This window comes from Stenotrophomonas genospecies 3 (assembly GCF_054473855.1).
In genome coordinates this window covers 421,752-440,374 of sequence record NZ_JBTMUR010000002.1, presented here as the reverse complement: position 1 = coordinate 440,374, position 18,623 = coordinate 421,752, and the positions used below count along the sequence as shown (strand labels likewise).

The 18,623-nt window shown below is 63.7% G+C and carries 16 protein-coding genes; 6 read left to right on the top strand and 10 right to left on the bottom strand.

All coding sequences use genetic code 11. The annotated features are described in order from the left end of the window. Positions 1 to 4: 4 nt before the first annotated feature. From ACX9OT_RS04415 to ACX9OT_RS04385, 7 genes are read right to left on the bottom strand one after another with little or no spacing between them, the layout of a single operon-like run. The gene (locus ACX9OT_RS04415; RefSeq protein ID WP_019184735.1) at positions 5 to 280 is read right to left on the bottom strand and encodes a hypothetical protein; all 276 of its coding nucleotides are present in this window, start codon (positions 278 to 280) and stop codon (positions 5 to 7) included. Further along, positions 277 to 3,468, bottom strand: coding sequence for an efflux RND transporter permease subunit (locus ACX9OT_RS04410; RefSeq protein ID WP_049402758.1), 3,192 nt, complete (start codon positions 3,466 to 3,468; stop codon positions 277 to 279). The genes ACX9OT_RS04415 and ACX9OT_RS04410 overlap by 4 nt, the downstream gene beginning before the upstream one ends. Positions 3,469 to 3,476: 8 nt before the next feature. Next, a complete protein-coding gene (locus tag ACX9OT_RS04405) occupies positions 3,477 to 4,427 on the bottom strand; it encodes an efflux RND transporter periplasmic adaptor subunit (protein WP_021201906.1) in 951 nt (316 codons plus the stop codon). Continuing rightward, positions 4,424 to 5,701, bottom strand: coding sequence for a TolC family protein (locus ACX9OT_RS04400; protein WP_043033510.1), 1,278 nt, complete (start codon positions 5,699 to 5,701; stop codon positions 4,424 to 4,426). The genes ACX9OT_RS04405 and ACX9OT_RS04400 overlap by 4 nt, the downstream gene beginning before the upstream one ends. A gap of 55 nt (positions 5,702 to 5,756) precedes the next feature. Then, a complete protein-coding gene (locus ACX9OT_RS04395) occupies positions 5,757 to 6,113 on the bottom strand; it encodes a hypothetical protein (protein ID WP_012480228.1) in 357 nt (118 codons plus the stop codon). Continuing rightward, positions 6,110 to 6,727: a cation efflux transmembrane domain-containing protein gene (locus ACX9OT_RS04390; RefSeq protein ID WP_005413376.1), complete on the bottom strand. Its 618-nt coding sequence runs from the start codon at positions 6,725 to 6,727 to the stop codon at positions 6,110 to 6,112. The genes ACX9OT_RS04395 and ACX9OT_RS04390 overlap by 4 nt, the downstream gene beginning before the upstream one ends. Positions 6,728 to 6,751: 24 nt before the next feature. Continuing rightward, positions 6,752 to 8,710 carry a cytochrome c/FTR1 family iron permease gene (locus tag ACX9OT_RS04385; RefSeq protein ID WP_043033508.1) on the bottom strand — a complete coding sequence of 653 codons (1,959 nt, stop codon included), beginning with the start codon at positions 8,708 to 8,710 and terminating at the stop codon, positions 6,752 to 6,754. Positions 8,711 to 8,800: 90 nt separating this feature from the next. Between ACX9OT_RS04385 and ACX9OT_RS04380 the strand changes: the two genes are divergently transcribed. From ACX9OT_RS04380 to ACX9OT_RS04370, 3 genes are read left to right on the top strand one after another with little or no spacing between them, the layout of a single operon-like run. Next, positions 8,801 to 9,214, top strand: a complete 414-nt coding sequence (locus tag ACX9OT_RS04380; RefSeq protein ID WP_012480230.1) for a MerR family transcriptional regulator — start codon at positions 8,801 to 8,803, stop codon at positions 9,212 to 9,214. Beyond that, positions 9,211 to 10,482 (top strand): site-specific integrase, encoded by a 1,272-nt coding sequence (locus ACX9OT_RS04375; RefSeq protein WP_005413373.1) that lies wholly within the window; start codon positions 9,211 to 9,213, stop codon positions 10,480 to 10,482. Before ACX9OT_RS04380 ends, ACX9OT_RS04375 begins: the two co-directional genes overlap by 4 nt. 24 nt (positions 10,483 to 10,506) lie before the next feature. Beyond that, entirely contained in the window at positions 10,507 to 13,500 is a 2,994-nt protein-coding gene (locus ACX9OT_RS04370; protein ID WP_043033507.1) for a Tn3 family transposase, read from the top strand. Positions 13,501 to 13,543: 43 nt separating this feature from the next. Here the strand turns inward: ACX9OT_RS04370 and ACX9OT_RS04365 are convergent, their stop codons facing one another. After that, the gene (locus ACX9OT_RS04365) at positions 13,544 to 13,822 is read right to left on the bottom strand and encodes a hypothetical protein (protein ID WP_033835997.1); all 279 of its coding nucleotides are present in this window, start codon (positions 13,820 to 13,822) and stop codon (positions 13,544 to 13,546) included. Between the two features lie 94 nt (positions 13,823 to 13,916). Here ACX9OT_RS04365 and ACX9OT_RS04360 point away from each other — a divergent pair, with 94 nt between their 5' ends. Both ACX9OT_RS04360 and ACX9OT_RS04355 read left to right on the top strand, forming a co-directional pair. Next, the gene (locus ACX9OT_RS04360; protein WP_043033505.1) at positions 13,917 to 14,162 is read left to right on the top strand and encodes a helix-turn-helix domain-containing protein; all 246 of its coding nucleotides are present in this window, start codon (positions 13,917 to 13,919) and stop codon (positions 14,160 to 14,162) included. A 470-nt stretch (positions 14,163 to 14,632) separates the two neighbouring features. Further along, the gene (locus ACX9OT_RS04355; protein ID WP_080334755.1) at positions 14,633 to 15,007 is read left to right on the top strand and encodes a helix-turn-helix domain-containing protein; all 375 of its coding nucleotides are present in this window, start codon (positions 14,633 to 14,635) and stop codon (positions 15,005 to 15,007) included. Between the two features lie 123 nt (positions 15,008 to 15,130). Here ACX9OT_RS04355 and ACX9OT_RS04350 read toward each other — a convergent pair whose 3' ends face one another. Then, positions 15,131 to 16,039 (bottom strand): DMT family transporter, encoded by a 909-nt coding sequence (locus tag ACX9OT_RS04350; protein ID WP_043033504.1) that lies wholly within the window; start codon positions 16,037 to 16,039, stop codon positions 15,131 to 15,133. 97 nt (positions 16,040 to 16,136) lie between these two features. Between ACX9OT_RS04350 and ACX9OT_RS04345 the strand changes: the two genes are divergently transcribed. Next, on the top strand, positions 16,137 to 16,940 hold the full coding sequence (locus ACX9OT_RS04345) for an AraC family transcriptional regulator (protein ID WP_043033503.1): 804 nt from the start codon (positions 16,137 to 16,139) through the stop codon (positions 16,938 to 16,940). Here the strand turns inward: ACX9OT_RS04345 and ACX9OT_RS04340 are convergent. After that, entirely contained in the window at positions 16,900 to 18,501 is a 1,602-nt protein-coding gene (locus ACX9OT_RS04340) for a LysR substrate-binding domain-containing protein (RefSeq protein WP_459001154.1), read from the bottom strand. The genes ACX9OT_RS04345 and ACX9OT_RS04340 overlap by 41 nt on opposite strands. Between the last annotated feature and the right edge of the window lie 122 nt (positions 18,502 to 18,623).

Sequence of the window (18,623 nt, the reverse complement as noted above, 5' to 3'; positions counted from 1 at the left end):
GCGATCACATCTTCTTTAACGGCGCCGCGGTGGGCGGCGGCGGTACCGGGCCCGGGTCGTTGAAACACAGCATGATCTGATCGATGCCGAATTGATCGGCCAGGACCTGGGCAATCACAGCATGCACCAGGTCCAGGTCGACCGAGGGCGCCGCGACCGTGATGGTGGCCGCGATCGCACGGCCATGCTCACCGGCGACCAGGCGCAGGTCGTCCACCGCTTTCACGCCCGGGTCGGTAAACATCGCCGCACGGACCTGTTCCAGGTTGAGCTCGTTCATGGGGACTCCAAAGCAGTGCTACCGGCGCGGGGAGCTCGGTCGCGATGCAGCCAACGATAGAGCACCGGCAGCACCAACAAGGTCAATGCGGTGGATGAGACGATGCCGCCGATGACGACAGTGGCCAGCGGCCGCTGCACTTCCGAGCCAGCACCGACATTCAAGGCCATGGGTAGGAAGCCCAGCGAGGCTACCAGGGCGGTCATCAACACCGGTCGCAGGCGTCCAAGGGCGCCGTCGCGCACAGCGTCGTCTAGCGGATCGCCCTGTTCGCGCAGACGGCGGATGAAGGCGATCATGACCAGCCCGTTGAGTACGGCCACGCCCGACAGCGCGATGAAGCCCACGCCGGCAGAGATCGACAACGGAATCCCGCGCAGAGCCAGTGCCAGCACACCGCCGGTCAGCGCCAGCGGCACGCCACTGAACACAATGGCCGCATCCTTGGCCGAGCCGAAGGCCATGAATAGCAGAGCGAAGATCAACGCCAGTGTCACCGGAACGACCACGCCCAGGCGTTGGGTGGCCGAGATCAGCTGCTCGAAGGTGCCGCCGTAATCGATCCAGTAGCCCTCTGGAAGCGCGACATCCTGGCCGATGCGTGTGCGCAACTCGCCGACGAACCCGCCCAGATCGCGCTCGCGCACGTTGGCGGTGATCACCACGCGGCGCTTGCCGTTCTCGCGGTTGATCTGATTGGGCCCGCGCTCTACCTGGATCTTCGCCACTTCCCGCAGCGGCACCGTGCGAGGCCCCCCATTGGCGCCGGCGGCCAGACGGCTGGACTCATCGACACTGGTGCTTGCCGGCAGCGGAATGGGCAGATCTGCCAGCACAGCGGGGTCTTGGCGCTGCGCTTCGGGCAGGCGCACGACCAGGTCGAAGCGGCGGTCGCCCTCGATCAACTGGCCGGCAACACTGCCCCCAATGGCGGTGGCCACCGTTTCCTGCACATCGCCCGGGTTCAGGCCATACCGTGCCAATGCCGCCGGATCTGGCGTGATGGTCAGCAGCGGCAGGCCGGAGACCTGCTCGGCCTTGACGTCTTCGGCGCCGGGGACGCTACGCATGACCCGCTCGACCCGGCTGGCCAGGCGCGTCAACTGGTCAAGGTTGTCGCCGTAGACCTTGACCGCCACGTCCGAACGGACGCCGGAGATCAACTCGTTGGTGCGCATCTGGATGGGCTGGGTGAACTCGTAGTTGCTGCCCGGGATTTCCTTGGCCGCCGCCTCCAGCTCTTCCACCAGCTCGGCCTTGGGCTTGCGCGGGTCGGGCCACTGGTCGCGGGGCTTGAGCATCAGGAAGGTGTCGGCCATCGACGGCGGCATAGGATCGGTGGCCACCTCGGCGGTGCCGATCTTTGAGAAGATGTTGGCCACCTCCGGGAACTGGGCCAGGCGCTTCTCCAGCGTTTCCTGCATGGCCACCGACTGCTCCAAGCTGGTGCCGGGAATACGCATGGGCTGCAAGGTGATGTCGCCCTCATCCAGGCTCGGCACGAACTCCGAACCCAAGCGGGTGGCCAGCACGCCACAGCCCACCACCAGCACGGCCGCGCCGGCCAGCACCACCACGCGCCGACGCAGGGCCCAATCCAGCAGCGGCGTATAACGGGCACGCGACCAGCGCATCAGGCGGTTGTCGTGCTCAGCCACACGGCCGCGCAGGAAGCTGGCGATCGCCGCCGGCACGAAGGTCAGCGACAACACCATGGCGCCGGTCAGGGCCAGCACCACCGTGATCGCCATCGGGTGGAACATTTTTCCTTCTACCCCGGACAGCGAGAAGATCGGCAGGTAGACCGCGGCGATGATGCCCAGGCCAAACAGGCTGGGACGGATCACCTCGGCGGTGGCCGAGGCGGTCAGGTCATAGCGCTCTTCATCGTTGAGCTGGCGGCCTAGCGCGTGCTGCGCCTCGCCGAACCGGCGCAGACAGTTCTCGATGATGATCACCGCCCCGTCCACGATCAGGCCGAAGTCCAGCGCGCCCAGGCTCATCAGGTTGCCCGACACGCCGCCACGCACCATGCCGATGATGGTGAACAGCATCGCCAACGGGATCACCGCCGCGGTGATCAACGAGGCGCGCACATTGCCCAGCAGCAGGAACAGCACCACCACCACCAGCAGCGCGCCCTCGATCAGGTTCTTGGACACCGTGCCGATGGTGCGATCCACCAGCGCGGTGCGGTCATAGACGGCCTTGGCATGGACGCCGGCAGGCAGGCTGGCGTTGGCGGCATCCAGCTTGGCCGCGGCCGCCTGGGAGACTTCCCGGCTGTTGGCGCCGAACAACATGAAGGCGGTACCGACCACGACCTCGTGGCCATTCTGGGTGGCCGCGCCCGTGCGCAGCTCCTTGCCTTCGCCCACGCTAGCGACGTCGCGCACCCGAATGGGCACGCCATCGCGCCGGTCCAGCACGATGTTGCCGATTGCCTCCAGATTGGCTAGCTGGCCCGGCACGCGCACCAGGAACTGCTGTCCGTTGCGCTCGATGTAGCCGGCGCCGATGTTCTGGTTGTTGCGCATGACCGCGGCGACCACGTCGTTCAACGTGAAGCCCAGCGCCACCAACTGAGCTGGATCGGGAGTGATGTGGATCTGCCGCTCGAAGCCGCCGATGGTGTTGACCTCGGTGACGCCGGGCGTGGTGCGCAGCTGCGGCCGGATCACCCAGTCCTGCAGGGTGCGCAGGTCCGTGGCCGTGTACGGGGTGCCGTCGGGCTTGCGAGCGTTGGGCTCGGCCTCCACGGTGTACATGAAGATCTCGCCCAACCCGGTGGAGATCGGCCCCATTTCCGGGTCCAACCCTTCGGGAAGCTGGGAGGCGATCTGCTGCAGGCGCTCGGCGACCTGCTGGCGGGCAAAGTACAGGTCGGTGCCGTCCTTGAAGACGACGGTGACCTGCGAAAGCCCGTAGCGCGACAGCGAGCGGCTGTAGTCCAGCTTGGGCAGACCGGCCATGGCCGTTTCGATGGCAAAGGTGACCCGTTGTTCGGCCTCCAGCGGCGAGTAACCCGGGGCCTGGGTGTTGATCTGGACCTGGACGTTGGTGATGTCGGGTGTGGCGTCAATGGAAAGGTGACGGTAGCTCCACACGCCCAGCGCAACCAGCGCAGCGGTGAGCACTAGCGTCAGCCAGCGATGGCGGATGGACAGCCCAATGAGGCGTTCGAGCATGGCGGGCCTCATTCTTCTTCCACGGTGGACTTTTCGATGTCGGCCTTGATCAGGAAGCTTTGGGCCACCACCACCTGTTCACCGGCCTTGAGGCCTTCCAGCACTTCGGCGCGTTCGGCGTCGCGGCGCCCCAGCTTCACCGGCCGGGTGTGGTAGGTTTCGCCCTGCTGCACGTAGACCACGTCCTGGTCTTCTGCGGTCTGCAGCGCCGTGATCGGCACCACCAACGCTGCCGATTGGCGATCCACGGTGACCCGCGCCTTGACCGCCGACCCCGGCCGCCACAGGCCATCGGTGTTGGCCACCGTGCCGCGCGCAATGGTGCTTTGGCTGGCGGTGGCGGTGCCGGGCAGGACGCGCTCCAAGGTGGTCTGTGCGGTGACGCCATCGCTCAAGCGGGTAACCGTCACCGGCACGCCAGCACCGATGTGCTGGGCGTCGGCGCCGAAGATGTGCAGGTCCACCCACAGCGTGGACAGGTCGGCGACCTCAAACAGCGGCGCGCCCTCAGCGGCGGCCATGCCTACGGCGGCCGTGCGCGCCATGACCACGCCACTGATCGGCGCGGTGACGGTATAGGTGGTCAGGCTCAGGTTGCTCTCTACCGTGGCCAGTGCCTGGCCGGCCCGTACCTGATCACCCACGCCCGCACGCACGGAGCGGACCGGTCCGGGGAAGCGTGCCGTGACCTGCGCGATGCGACCGTCAATCGGGGTCAACAGCCCTTGCACCTCATGCTCGTCAGCAATCTCACCGGGGCCTGCCGGTGCGACCTGGATACCCGCTGCCTGCGCAGCTTTGGCGGCAATCTTGGTTTCCAGCGGCGCTTCCTCGTGCTCGCCGTGCTCTTCGCCCTCAGCGGCGGCGCCGCCTTCGGACGCTTCGTTGGGGGCCGACGCGTTGCAGGCGGCCAGCATCATCAGGGCCATGCCCAGTGCGGTCCAAGAAAAGCGATTCATGGGGTCTCTCCGGTGGAAGCAGCCGCCGGCGGCGCGACAAGCGCTTGGCCGGTCAGGCGTTGAATTTCGATCAGGGCGCGCTGCGCATCGAGCGCCACGTCCAGCTGCTGCTGGGCCATGGCCGTGCGTTCGGACTGCAGCTGTGCCCATTCCAGGTAGCTGATCGCGCCGGCGCGATAGGCGCGCTCGGCGGCCTTCTCAGCCCGGGCCAACTTCGGCAGCACCTCGCCTTGCAGCCGTGCCACCTCGGCCTGCGCCACGGTGTAGCGACCATGGGCTTCGACCAGCGTGGAATACAGCGACAGGCCCTTGGCCTCGCGCTCGATCGTCAGAACCTCCAGCTCGGCTTCGCCGGCGCGGATCTCCGGCTGCGCGCGGCTGCGGCTGCCCAGTGGCATGGACAGGCTGGCCACCAGCGCGGTGTCGTCAGTCTCCTGCAGGCGGCGCACGCCCAGCTGCCACGACAAGTCCGGCGAGGCCGCCGAACGCGCCAGCTGCAGTCGTGCCTGCGCGATCCGGCGGGCATCGGCAAACTGCGCCAACTCGGGAGTGCGCTCCAATTCCTCGGCCAGCGACTGCATGGACGCGATCGCCGGCAGGGTCATGGGATCCGCCGCGGCCACCTCGAAGCTCGGAGCACGTTCGCCCCAGAGGGCAGCAAGGTGCTGCCGGGCGGCAATGCGCTGCTGCTCGGCCCGATCACGGGTCAACTCTGCTCTCGCCAGTGCTGCTTGTGCGGTGAGCATCACCGATTCGGGAGACGCGCCAGCCTGCAGGCGCTGCCGGGCAGCGGCGACGGTCCGCTGGCGCTGGCCGACATCCATGTTCGTCAGGCTGCGTTGCCGGTCGGCACCGACAACGGCCAAATAGCGCTGCGCCGTCTCGGCGAGCAGGTCCAGCCGCCTGGTCTCGCGCTGCACGGCCAGTGCATCAATCCGGCTTTGGGCCAAGGTGCGGCGGGCGTCGAGCTTGCCGCCGCGCTCCAGGACCGAGCTCAGGCTCAAGGTCAACTCCGCGCTGTCCAGGCCACGGGCCGCGCCCGTGCCCAGCGCATTTTCAACCTCCGCCCCCAACGTCCACGGTGGCCGCTGCACGGCCTGGTCGCGCTCGGCAGCGAGCACCGTGGCTCGCGCATCGACCAGGCGCAGCTCGGGGTGGGTTTGGGCCACGCGTGCAAACGCGTCGTCCAAGGTCATCAGCTCTTCTGCTGTCGCCGGCGTTGCCGCCGCGCTCAACAGTAGCCACGCGGCCAGGGCCGCCAATCGCACATGCATGAAGTACTCCAGAATTTTCGATAGCCAACAGGGATCCGGCGCACGCCGGCGCGCATCACCCTGCGATCGGCGGCCGGAACGGCGCGAGCAGGTGCTCATGCCGATATCTGTCCGCATGGGCTGTCGCCGACGGCCAATGCCGGCCGATATGAGCAATGGCCAACACTATTTCTGGAGCCGGCGCGGCCTGGCTACAGCACAGCACCAGCTGCTGTAGCCGGTGCAGCGCGGCGTCTACGCCACGCTCGGAAGCTGGTGATGCCACTGCCGGGTCATGGTCGGCCGCGGCCAGATGGGTTTGAGCATGGAGCTCGCCAACCACTGCCAGCACCGGCTGCGTCACAAGGCCCACGGCCAAGTGCGCCAGCAGCAGCCAGCGCAGGCCACAGCTCAGCCGGCCAAGCGCTGTCATGCAGGCGTTTTGCGCGCGTCGGCACGCGCCCGGCGAGCATCACCCAAGATCTCGAAAGCCTCCTTGATCACATACAGGCCGATCAGGGCGCCGATCACGAAATCCGGGTAGGGGCTGGCCAGCCACCACACCAACAGGCCGGCCAGAATCACCCCAACGTTGGCCACCACATCGGCGCGGGTAAACAGCCAGGTCGCTCGCAGATGCACTTCGCCAGACTTCAAGGGGGCGAGCATACGGAGCACCTTCAGGTTCACGGCCAGCGAGACCAGAGCGGTACCGATCATCCAACCGCTGACCGGCTCGGCGCCGTACATCACCCGGCGGCCGACTTCGACCAGCACGCCTACGCCCAGCACCAGCAGCACGCTGCCACTGACCCACGCGGCGTTGGCCTTGAAGCGCGCCGTGCGCCCGATAGCGACCAGGCCAATGGCATAGGCGGTGGCGTCAGACAGCATGTCCAGCGCGTCAGCCAGCAGCCCGGTGGAATGGGCAATCCAGCCGGCAATGCCGCCGATCACGGCCATCGCTGCATTCAGGACCAAGGCGATCCAGAGGATGCGTCGCTCCTCCTTGTTCTTGGCTTCGTGGTGGCACCCGCAATCACTCATGTCTTGGTCCTCTGCTGTGTTGTTTCATTGCTTGTTTGCGCCTGGCTGTCTACGCACACCGGAACGGGCATTGGCGAGGAACCCCACGATGGCGGCGGTGCCTACCAATACCTGCGCCAGCAGCGACTGCCAGGTGGGATACAGGCCGATCCACTCGATGCGCGGCAACGCGAGCGGTGTTTGAGAGATCCAGCCCGCTTCCTGCAACGCGGCCACGCCTTTACCGATCAGGATGACCGCCATCACCGCGATGAGAATCGAGCTGATCGAAAAGAACCGGCCAATCGGCAGCCGCCTGCTCATGCGCAGCATCCAGTACGCCACCGCAGCCAACACCGCGATTCCCGCCGCCAGGCCTGCGAGGATGGCGGTGGACGCCTGATCGCTCCACATCGCGATGTAGAACAAGATCGTCTCAAACACCTCGCGGTACACCGCGACAAAGGCCAGCATGAACAGGAAAACAGCCGAGCGCCGTGTCAGCGCAGTCGTCAGCTTGGCGTGCAGGTACTCCTGCCACCGCCCTGCAAGGCTCTTTTGGTGCATCCAGATGCCTACGCTGAGCAGGACAGCGGCAGCGAACAAGGCCGAGACGCCCTCAGTGACTTCCCGGTTCGCACCGCTGATATCAACAAAGTAAGTGGCCACCGCCCAGGTAGCTGCGCCTGCCAACAACGCGCAGATCCAACCCGCATGCACATACGGCAACACATCAGACCGCTCGGCTTTACGCAAGAACGCCACGATACCAATCACGATCAGCAGCGCTTCCAGTCCTTCGCGTACCAAGATGGTAAAGCTGCCTAGAAACGCGGTGCTGGCGCCTATTCGGGTGTCCTGCAGCGCCACGTCCGCGCGATCAAACAGCTGGGCAATTTGCGCTGCCTGCCCGGCAACGTCAGCCGCGGGCGCATGCTGATCCAGCTGCGCGCGGTAGCCTGCCATGGCCGTCTCGATCTCTCGCAGCAATGACGGATTGCGCGTGGCCAGCGTGGGTTCAAGCGGCTCTACACCATCCAGATAGGACGAGAGCGCAAGCTTTTTGGCTTGAGCCAGGTCCTCATCAGCGTAAGCGCGCTGGCTGGCGGCCAGTCGCTGCCGCGCCACCGCAAAGCGATCGGCTCCTGGTACCGCTTCGTTTACTACCTGTGGCTGCGAACGCAGGTAGGCGATGATCGCGTTTGCCTGATCGGCGGGCATCGTGGTGGCAAGATCGGCCTCTCGCGTGCGTGTCAGCGCTTCGAGCGAGGGAATGTGCGTATGGGCCTCGGCACTGGTGCGCCATAACGCCTCACCTTGAGCCTTGGCTTGCGAGGAGTACCCCAAGCTGCCCACATAGAATGCCAACGCCCAGCGATCACTTTCTGACAGCCCAGAGAAGCTGACCATGCCGGTACCCGGCACACCCTGGGAAATGACCTCGTACAACGACAGCGGCGTTCGCTGCGCGGCGCGAGTGGCATCGGTGAACGCGATCGGCGGCGGACTTAACGCTTGCGCGGCGGGGCCATCACCGTGACCTGTGGGGCCGTGACAGGCCGCGCACTGCTGGCTGTAGATGGACGCGGCCTGGGAGGTCTTCGGCGCGCTCGCCGGAACAGCGCCGATCGGGTAGCGGGCCAACAGCGTCGTGCCGAGCCCGCGCGCCAACGTTGCCACTTGCGCCGGGTCGGCCTTCTCTGCCACCGCCTGGACCAGGCGGTCGGCCTGGGCCGTCAGCTCCTGCTGGTTCTGGCCACTGGGCAATGCTGCCAGCTGACTGCGCACGGCGCCGGCAAACTCGCTCATTTCGGCGTATTCGTTGGGGGCAATTACGCGACCGGCCTGGACCGCGCCGGGGTAGTCGACCGCGATGTAATCGAGCATCTGCCAGGTTTGGCGCAGGTCTGCTGCGGCAGGCTCCGCCTGAGCAGAAGCGGGCAGAACCCAGCCGATCAGCAAGGCAATCAGGCAGTAGCGAATCAAGGCGATGGGCAGTGGCATGGTCGTCACATGCAGCGCCGCGGCCGGAGTGGCGGCGGATACGGGTTCAGCGTAAAGTCCGTAGCTACTACGGAGTCAAGCGTACTACGAATGAAAATCAGTGAGGCTGCCGACGCCAGCGGATGCCACTTGGAGACGATTCGCTATTACGAGCGGATCGGGTTGCTGCCGCGCCCGGGGCGCACGGGCAACGGCTACCGGGTCTATGGCCCGGCCGACATCGAGCGGCTGCGCTTCATTGCGCGTGGCCGGGACCTGGGCTTCAGCCTGGAGGAGGTCCGCAGCCTGCTGCAGCTGGCCGGCGATGAGGAGCTTTCGTGCGGGGACGTGGACCGGTTGGCCCGCAGCCATCTGGCCGACGTGCGCGCCCGCATGGCCGACCTGCAGCGCATGGCCAGCGAGCTGGAACGGGTGATTGCCAGTTGCCATGGCGGGCAGCGGGCGGAATGCACCATCCTGTCGACGCTGCGCCAGACGACCTCGGTGGAGGCCACGCGCCAGTGACCGAACTGGACCGCTACCTCGATGCGGCCACGCGCCAGAACACGGTGCGCAGCTATGCGTCGGCGCTGCGGCACTTCGAGGTTGAATGGCAAGGCCACCTCCCAGCGACACCTGACAGCGTGGCCCGGTACCTGGCCGCTTATGCGCAGACCTTGGCGACCAGCACCCTCCGCCAACGTCTGGCGGCCATCGCCTCTTGGCACCGCGACCACGGCTTTGTCGACCCGACCCGATCGCCGCTGGTGCGCAAGGTGCTCAAAGGCATCCAGACCCTGCACCCGGGCCAGGTCAAGCAAGCCGCGCCGCTCCAGATTCGGCGGCTGGTCGAGCTCGATGACTGGCTGGCCGCGGCGATCGCTGCGGCACATGCCCGGGGCGATGGGCCGGCGGCGCTGCGCCATCAACGAGACCGAGCGCTGGTGCTGCTCGGGTTCTGGCGGGGATTCCGTGGCGATGAACTGCTGCGTCTGGACGTGGCCCATCTCACGCTGGTGCCGGGACAGGGGATGACCTGCTTCTTGCCACGCAGCAAGGGTGATCGCCAAGCAGCCGGCGTCACCTACAAGGTGCCGGCGCTGTCGCGGTTATGTCCGGTGGAGGCGACCCAGGCGTGGCTGCAGGCGGCCGACCTGCAAGAAGGGCCGGTGTTTCGGGCAGTCAACCAATGGGGCCAGGTGAGCGCCGAAGGCCTGCATCCCAACAGCTTGGTGCGCCTGCTGCGCGAGTTGCTGACCAGTGCAGGCTTTGCCGATGCGGGGCTCCACAGCAGCCATTCGTTGCGCCGCGGCTTTGCCAGCTGGGCCAACGACCAAGGCTGGGACATGAAGGCCTTGATGGAGTACGTGGGCTGGCGCGATGTGCAGTCGGCCATGCGTTACCTGGACGGGCGTGACCCGTTTGCCCGGGACCGCATTGAAGCAAGCCTGCCCAGTCCAACCGTGCCGGTACCGGCGATGGCACTGCCGGCGCCGGAGGGCAAATCGGCCCTGCAGCTGCGCCTGCGCATGGTGCTGACCCCGTTTGCCCGCACGGGCCGCGGCGCGGCCAAGGCCCGAGGCCGAATTGAAGAGATCTGCTTGGCCCCGTTCCAGGCTGTGCGCCTGAACACCGCCAGCAGCGAGTACCAGTTGACTGCTCCCACCGATCCCGAAAGGGATCTGGATGAAATCCTGGCCACGTTGCTCGATGACATGCACCGCATGGCCGATACGCACCAGTGCTTCCTGGAAGCGTCGCTCAGTACAGACGACGGCCGGCACTGGGACTGATCCCCCTCACACCCTCCGGATCCAATGGCTACCCTTCACGAGACCGCCTACCCGCGACTGAAGCCTGATCCCACCGCCAAGGAACTGGAGGAGATCTATACCCCGACCGCCGCTGAGATTGCATTCGCCAAGCAGCTGACCACCCAGCCGGGTCCGCAGCTGGCGGTACTGATTCATCTCAAGCTCTTCCAACGCTTGGGCTACTTCACGCTGTTGGCCGACGTACCCGAGCGGATCCGGAAGCACATCGCCAAGGCCGCCCGACTCGGGCGCGTATTGGACACCGACCAGCTCGAACGCTACGACGCTTCCGGCAGCCAGCGCCGGCATATGCCGCAGCTTCGGCAATTCATCGGGGTACGTCCCCTGGATAAATCGGGCTTGGCTTGGCTGGACACAGTGGCCACCGGAGCAGCCCAGACCAAGCACACCATCCCGGACATCGTGAACGTCCTGCTCGAAGAGCTGGTGCACCATCGCTACGAACTGCCCGGTTTCCGCACTCTGGAGCTGGCCGCCATCGGCGCCCGTGAGCGGGTCAATCTGGGCTACTACCGCAGCATCAGCCACGCGCTGACGCCTGCCACGCGCACGCTCATCGACGAACTGCTGCGCGCACCGGAAGGGTCCAGGTTCACCGGCTGGCAATCACTCAAGCGCGAGCCCGGCCGGCCCACCAACAAGGAAGTTCGGTTCTACCTGCAGCACATCCGCATGCTGCAGCAGTTGGCCGACCAGCTGCCTCCCATCGATGTGCCGGTGCCCAAGCTCAAGCAGTTCCGTGCAATGGCTCGGGCCTATGACGCCAGCGAGCTGGCCGAACTGGCTCCGGACAAGCGCTATGCGCTGGCCACCATCTTCATTCGCGCCCAGCATGCCAAGACACTGGATGATGCAGCCGAGTTGTTCATCAAGCAGGTGCGCGGGCTGGAGAACACGGCCCAGCAGAAATTGCTGGCCTACCAGCTCGAACATGCCAAACGGGCCGACTTCCTCATCGGCCAGCTCAAGGAAATCCTGCAGGCCTATCAGCTAGACGGCAGCGATAGTCAGCGCGTGGATGCCATCGACAACAGCCTGGAAGCGGAAGTGTCGACCTTGCTGGCCGAATGCGAAGAACATATGGCCTACGCCGGGAAGAACTACCTGCCTTTCATGCTGCAGCCCTATGGCGCGGTCAGGCCGCTGCTGTTCAATGGGCTGGAGCTGATGAAACTTCGGGCGACCAGCCACGACGCCGGCATGGAGCCGCTGATCGCAGCGGTGCTCTCGCTGCGCAACCAGCGCCGTGAGCTGATCGAGGTCGCCTCCCTCGGTTTGGACCCGGAAAAGGACTTTGACTGGATGTCCAAGCTCTGGTGTCAGCACGTGTTCGGCAAGCGGGCCAGTGCAGCCGGCGCCGGCTGGATGCACCGTAAGTACTTCGAGCTGGCCGTGCTGGTGCAGGTCAAGGACGAACTGAAGTCCGGAGATCTCTTCATTCCCAGCAGCGAACGGTTTGATGACTACCGTGAGCAGCTGGTCGATGAAGCCACCTTGGCCCAGGAACTGGAAGCCTACGGCCAGGTGTCAGGCCTGCCCACCGACGCCGAGTCTTTCGTGGCGGGATTACGTGCACAACTGACCTCCCTGGCCGATGAGGTCGACGCGCGTTTCCCGGAGAACGTACATGCGGACATCCTGGATGGGCGCCTGGTGCTGCGGAAGGGGCAACGCGCCGAAGTCTCCAGCGCGATTACCACGGTGGATCGCCTCATCGCCGAACGGCTTCCAGAATCCAGCATCGTCGATGTCCTGATCGATGCCAGCCAATGGCTGGATCTGCACCGTTTCTTCCGCCCGATCGCCGGCACCGAGAGCCAGGTCGAAGATCTGCCCCGACGTGTGATCACCACGCTATTCTGCTATGGCTGCAACCTGGGGCCGACGCAGACGGCGCGGTCGATCAAGGGCTTCAGCCGGCGCCAAGTCGCTTGGCTCAACCTGAAATACGTGACCGAGGATGTGCTTGAGAAGGCCATCGTGGAGGTCATCAATACCTACAACAGATTCGACCTGCCTGGCTATTGGGGCAGCGGCAAGAGCGCATCAGCTGATGGCACGAAGTGGAGCGTCTACGAGGACAACCTGCTGTCGGAGTATCACATCCGCTACGGCGGCTACGGTGGCATCGGCTACTGCCACGTGTCCGACAAATACGTAGCGCCGTTCAGCCACTTCATTCCCTGTGGCGTGCACGAGGGCATCTACATCCTCGACGGTCTGTTGGCCAACACTTCCGACATCCAGCCTGAGATCGTCCATGGCGACACGCAGGCCCAAAGCTATCCGGTCTTCGGCCTGGCCCACATGCTGGGCATCCAGCTGATGCCCCGGATCCGGAACATCAAGGACCTGACATTCTTTCGGCCCGAACCGGGTAGGGCTTATAAGAACATCCAGGCACTGTTCGGGGACAGCATCGACTGGCAACTGATCGCCACCCATCTCCACGACATGCTGCGGGTGGTGATCTCAATCCGATTGGGCAAGATCACCGCGTCCTCGATCCTGCGCCGGCTGGGCACCTACAGCCGGAAGAACAAGCTGTACTTCGCCTTCCGGGAACTTGGCAAGGCCGTTCGAACGCTGTTCTTGCTGCGCTACATTGATGACAATGAGATCCGCAAAACGATCCATGCTGCCACCAACAAGAGCGAGGAATACAACGGCTTCGTGAAATGGGTGTTCTTTGGCAGCCAGGGGATCATTGCTGAGAACGTCCAACACGAGCAGCGCAAGATCATCAAGTACAGCCAGCTGGTGGCCAACATGATCATCCTCCACAACGTGGAAGGCATGAGCCGGACCTTGGCCGAGATGAGGAAGGAGGGGATTGAACTGACGCCCGAGATCCTGGCCGGCCTGTCGCCTTATCGGACCAGCCACATCAATCGCTTCGGCGACTACCACCTGGATCTTGAAAGGGAAGTGGCGCCGCTGAGCTACACAGCCAAGGTGCTTGAACAGACCCCATAGATGGGGAGAACCTGATCGAGAGACGAGCAATCAACTTTGAAATTCAGTCGCTTAGGCAGCTTTTGGCCCTGTACGTAATGATTCCCTGCCGACCCTCTTCAAGGTTCATCCCAGCGACTGCCCAGTTGAAGGCCGCTCTTTCGTGGGCATTGAGTTCCGCGTCGATAGCGTCAATTGACTGCCGGTATTGCTGCTGGGTTCCATTCGTAACCATCTTCTTGTCTGTCGGACCGCTGCAGGCAGCTAGCAGTGCTGATGCTGCCAGGATCAGTGTTGCTCTGCTTCTGGCCGCGGTGATGAAGCGGTATGGCTGTTCGCTCATGCGTCCCCCTGTCAATGAAGAAGACAGAATATCTGGTTTTTAGATATCGGAGAACTGGATATAGCTTTCTAGGCCGCTCAGCCAAGGCGCGGCCGTGTCGAAGTCCATCCATCGAAAAGAGTACGCTGCCCTCATTGAGGCTGTTCGCGAGGCGCGGCTAGCTGCCGGTCTGACCCAGGCCCAGGTGTCCAGCATGCTGGGCCGCAGCCAGTCATTCATCAGCGACGTCGAAACAGGCAAGAGAAGGGTTGATGTGGTGGAGCTGAGAGATATCGCCCGCCTGACAGGCCTTTCGCTGGGCAAGTTGATCACAAACTTTGAGAAGCGAATCAAAGACTAAAGCCCCTTAGGGTGTAGCGGTAGGTTCGCGCTTCTTGCCGGCCGGTCGGGACCAGGCGCACACGCCAGTGACAGACGGCCAACCGGATGGAAGGGGCACGCCCTGCCGGAAATCCGTGACGTAGATCGGCCTCGGCGTGCCGGGTCGAAACTTTAGGCTGTTTTGTGGAACCGTGGGGTCTGAACCCTCGTGTAGATCCGGGTGAAGCGACGTCTTTACAGTTGTTGATGTGAAGACATTTCTCCGGCCCACTCCACAGCAGCTCCACAGGTCGCTAAAGCGAACCCCTAAATGCCTCCGATGGGCTTGTCGCGGGGCCTATACCCTTTCGGCGCGACTGTCTGACGTGGAGGATTGCGCCCTACACAAGCTTCGAGACGCAAAGGCTATCGCTTGGCGGCGGCAGCGCAAGATGCGCAGCTGGGCCGCGAAGCATCCCCGGTTCCTACTGTTAGCCTTTCCGCTTTGGGGTGATCCCCGGTCATTCGCTGAGTTACCGGAACAGAAGCTTTGGCCGCGCATTCTTGGCGTTTTCGCGCTTGTTAGCCCCCATCATCGATGCGCTACAAGCCGATCCAGGAAGTGGCCAGTCACTAGTTCAATGGGCAGAAGTTGCTGGCGTATCCTCTCGGACTCCTGCAAGACGCTGGGTTGCCGCTACTGGCCTGGGATGTTGTGAGTGGCGCCAGAGGCTGAAGCTTGCTGCGTCCCTCCCTCTCCTCCAGAGCGACTGCAAAGTTGGTGATGTTGCCAAGCGGCTGGGCTATAGCGGCCCCTCCCCTTTTATTGCAATGTTTCGCCGACTAACCGGCATGTGCCCAACTCAGCTGAAGAGCGCTGTCTAGATGCAACTTCACCTTGAGGAGAGGGCCCTTTGAACCTGGCTAGCCGAAGAAGCGTTCCCCGAACAAGGAGAACGGGCCTCAAGCGGCCCGTTTTCATTTGAACTGCAGCTATGCAATTGTCTTTCAGCGCTTGGTCGAGGTGTCATCCACGACCATGACCTCGTCAGGCTTCTTGCGAGCTGCGTACTCCGCCAGTACCACACCAAATACTGCCATCAAACCGCCACCCACGACCCAGGTGCTCAGAGACTCTTTGAGGACCACCACCGCAAGCAATGCAGTGACGATCGGGACGAGATTGAAGAACCCGGCCACGCGAGCAGAGCCCAGCCGATGCAGGCCGGTCATCCATGCCAACGGTGCCATGATCGAAGCGCCGATTGCTGCGAATGCAATGCAGCCGATGGCTGCGCCACCCTGGACGCCAGTGCCTGCGACAAGGAAAAGAGGTAGCAGCAGGATCGTTGCAGACATGGCTTGAAGAAACAGGGATTCGATCAGCGTTACGGGAATGCGCCACTTGTGCATCAGCAAATTGTAGGTGGCAAAAGCCAAAGCGCCCAGCAGCATCAGGGCGTCACCTTTGTTGATTCCATGGGAAACCAAGGCTTCAAAGTCACCATGGGACACTACCGCTATCACCCCAACCAAGGAGATGATCGAACCAATCACTGCGCCACCGCGGACTGCGTGACCCATGAAGATGCGCGACAAGGCAAGAGCGATCAACGGGATGAGTGCCTGGATAACGCCCATGTTGGTCGCAGAAGTGAAATGTGCGGCGTAGTACGCCAGGCATTGGAACATGACACCGCCCAAAGCACCGAGCACGAGGAAGCGTGCCCAATTGGCTTTCAGGACCGCTAGGTTCGACTTCAGGCGCGGCAGGGCGAATGGGAGCAAGATGATGGCCGCAGCAAGCCATCGCCAGAAGCTAATATCGACCGGGCCGACGGTCCCTGCAGCGAGCTTTGTAACGATGGTGTTGGCGCCCCAGAGAAGGCAGGCCAGGAGGGGGAGCAGGTAGTACATGGCATCCTCAGATACTGGATATCAACAGCCAGTAGCGTAGACTTGGCGGAATTTCGTTACATCCATAATTTGCGCCAATCTTCATCTTGAATGCGACATGGCAATGGACCCCGTCCCCTCGTTCAGCTCCATCCCTGGAGACATCTACGTTCGGCAAGGGACTTTGCCTCCCTCCGACTGGGATGCTCGTGTGCATCCGTGGGGGCAGTTCAACTATGTTGCGCAGGGTGTCATGGAGTTACAGGTAGGCGAGGACTGGATGGTGTCCCCTACCCACTATGCGATATGGATTCCGCCTGGTGTTCACCACTCATCCCGAAACCGTGGTGCGGTTGCTTATCGATCCGCATACCTTTCGGTCGGCGCGTCGGCGCAGATGCCCAGCATTCCGACTGCGTTAGCGGTTAGCTCGTTGCTTAGGGAGATCTTGGACGAACTGGCCCGTCGTGACATCGGCGAGGCCGTTAAGCCAGAAGACCGGCGACTCTCCGCGGTCGCCCTTGACCTGATTCTGGCCGCGCCGGTGATGTCGAGCTTCCTGCCGCTGGCCAGCGGTGACGTGCTAAAGCGGATTCTGAGCTATGCCGAGACCTCCCTTCAGGACTCTCCGTCGGCACTTGAGGTCGCAGAGCGCCACCACATTAGTGTTCGATCACTTGAGCGCTTGGCAAAGCGCGAGCTAGGGATGGGGTTCGGAGAGTGGCGCAGTCGGCTTCGTTTTCTGAGGGCAATTGATGCCTTGGGTTCAGACCGATCAATTACGCAGATTGCAGACGATCTGGGCTATGCAAACTCAACGTCTTTCAGTGAGATGTTCAAGCGACACTCTGGCCGGACCCCAGACCAGTATAGAAGGGGCCTCAGTCCGCTCCAGCGAGAGGTGGAGCCCTCCTCCCGCTGAATCGAGGCAGGCCTCGAAGCTGTTGGGTCAACCATTTAGCTGGCCCAGACAGTGGCCATTCGGATCGATGGATCATCCAGAGGGTGTCAACCACCGGAGATCCACAGTCAACCACCTCAATTGCGTCTTGCCGAGCGAAGGATTCACGGGCGTGTCGCGGAATGACAGTGAATCCCAGCCCGAGCGATACCGGCTCAAGGATGAGCGCAACCTGATTGGTGAAGCCGTGTATAGGAAGCGCGCGTACGCCTGGATTTCCTGGGAACTTGCGGGCGAGAAGGCGGGTGGCCATAGCCTGGCCATCTGGATGATCAACGAAACCCAACTTTTGAAGATCCGCCCAGCTGTCCGCGCAGGCACCTCTCGGAACTACCAGCTCAAGCGCCTCCTCGGTGAAGGGCTCAGCCCGCAGCCGAGGGTCATCCGGCCGAAGTGCAAGTAGACCCACCTCGTACTTCTTCTCCAGTACCGCCGATAGGATTTCTGGGTCCGGCGAGAAGCGATGACGAATGATCAAGCCGGGATGGGTGCGCTGGAAGTCCAGCAACACCGGGTAAAGAGCAAGGCCAACACTCCCGGGGGTTATCAGCGCAAACTCCCCCTGATCGCTGTCCGCGCTCGCGAGCTTGGCTTGAAGCCGGCGATCGGCCGAATCCATCTCTTGGCAGTACTGCAATAGAGCCATTCCCGCCGGCGTCAGCTCAATAAATCGTGGTCTGCGCAGAAACAGGGCACCCAGCTGTTGCTCAAGATGACGTACAAGCAGGGCGATGCGGACGCGCGCGGATTCCTCCGGGTCGTGCTCGAAGCCGTTGTGCCAGTTCGGCTGGTCGAAGCCGACCGCGAACACCGCGTCACCGGCGAAGGTCAGGGCCTGCCCGGCAGACGCCACGCGCACCACGCAGTGGCCCGGGGTATGCCCTCCGGTGCGGCGGGCCATCACGCCCGGCGCGATCTGCTGTTCGTCCTGGAAGGTGTGCACGTAGCTGCTGTACTCGGCCCAGAAGTGCTTGGCCGTGGCGCGCAGCGCATCGGGGAACCCCTGCGGCATGTTGGTACGGCTGAAGTCCGGCGACTTCCAGAACTCCACCTCCGCCGCGGCCACGTGGATTTTCAGGTCCGGGCGCAGCTGTTCCTTCACGCCTTCAACCAGCAGCCCGCCGACGTGGTCCATGTGCATGTGGGTGATCACCACATCGGTGATTTCGCCCAGGTTGATACCGGCGGCACCGAGGCGGCGGATCAACTGGCCGGCGCGCGGCAGCTGCAGGTCCGGGTCCATGCCCAGGCCGGCATCGATGAGGATGGTGCGATCACCGCTGTGCACCACCATCACGTTCAATGCCCAGTCGAAGGCATCCTGCGGCAGGTACATCTCTTCGAACCATTCGGCACGGTCGGCGGCCGGAACGTTGTGGCCGAGCATCTGGGTGGGCAACGGCAGGACGCCATCGCTGATCACCAGCACTTCGACGTCGCCCACCTTGAGGGCGTAGCGCGAGGGCACCAGTTCATCGAGGGCGGGGGCAATGGGCGCGGCGGTGTTTTCCAGACTGAACATGAGGGATCTCCACGAAGGGGCATTGGGCGGGCAGCGATGCAAGGCTGGCGCGGAACGATTCCGGGCGTTTTCCCACGGCGCAGGGCGTGGCGTTGCCAGGGCACGATGCCTGGCAGGCCAGC

Excerpts from the sequence above, each read along its gene's own strand:
- ACX9OT_RS04415 (WP_019184735.1), bottom strand. The coding sequence starts at position 280 with ATGAACGAGCTCAACCTGGAACAGGTCCGTGCGGCGATGTTTACCGAC.
- ACX9OT_RS04410 (WP_049402758.1), bottom strand. The coding sequence starts at position 3,468 with ATGCTCGAACGCCTCATTGGGCTGTCCATCCGCCATCGCTGGCTGACG.
- ACX9OT_RS04405 (WP_021201906.1), bottom strand. The coding sequence starts at position 4,427 with ATGAATCGCTTTTCTTGGACCGCACTGGGCATGGCCCTGATGATGCTG.
- ACX9OT_RS04400 (WP_043033510.1), bottom strand. The coding sequence starts at position 5,701 with ATGCATGTGCGATTGGCGGCCCTGGCCGCGTGGCTACTGTTGAGCGCG.
- ACX9OT_RS04395 (WP_012480228.1), bottom strand. The coding sequence starts at position 6,113 with ATGACAGCGCTTGGCCGGCTGAGCTGTGGCCTGCGCTGGCTGCTGCTG.
- ACX9OT_RS04390 (WP_005413376.1), bottom strand. The coding sequence starts at position 6,727 with ATGAGTGATTGCGGGTGCCACCACGAAGCCAAGAACAAGGAGGAGCGA.
- ACX9OT_RS04385 (WP_043033508.1), bottom strand. The coding sequence starts at position 8,710 with ATGCCACTGCCCATCGCCTTGATTCGCTACTGCCTGATTGCCTTGCTG.
- ACX9OT_RS04380 (WP_012480230.1), top strand. The coding sequence starts at position 8,801 with ATGAAAATCAGTGAGGCTGCCGACGCCAGCGGATGCCACTTGGAGACG.
- ACX9OT_RS04370 (WP_043033507.1), top strand. The coding sequence starts at position 10,507 with ATGGCTACCCTTCACGAGACCGCCTACCCGCGACTGAAGCCTGATCCC.
- ACX9OT_RS04365 (WP_033835997.1), bottom strand. The coding sequence starts at position 13,822 with ATGAGCGAACAGCCATACCGCTTCATCACCGCGGCCAGAAGCAGAGCA.
- ACX9OT_RS04350 (WP_043033504.1), bottom strand. The coding sequence starts at position 16,039 with ATGTACTACCTGCTCCCCCTCCTGGCCTGCCTTCTCTGGGGCGCCAAC.
- ACX9OT_RS04345 (WP_043033503.1), top strand. The coding sequence starts at position 16,137 with ATGGCAATGGACCCCGTCCCCTCGTTCAGCTCCATCCCTGGAGACATC.
- ACX9OT_RS04340 (WP_459001154.1), bottom strand. The coding sequence starts at position 18,501 with ATGTTCAGTCTGGAAAACACCGCCGCGCCCATTGCCCCCGCCCTCGAT.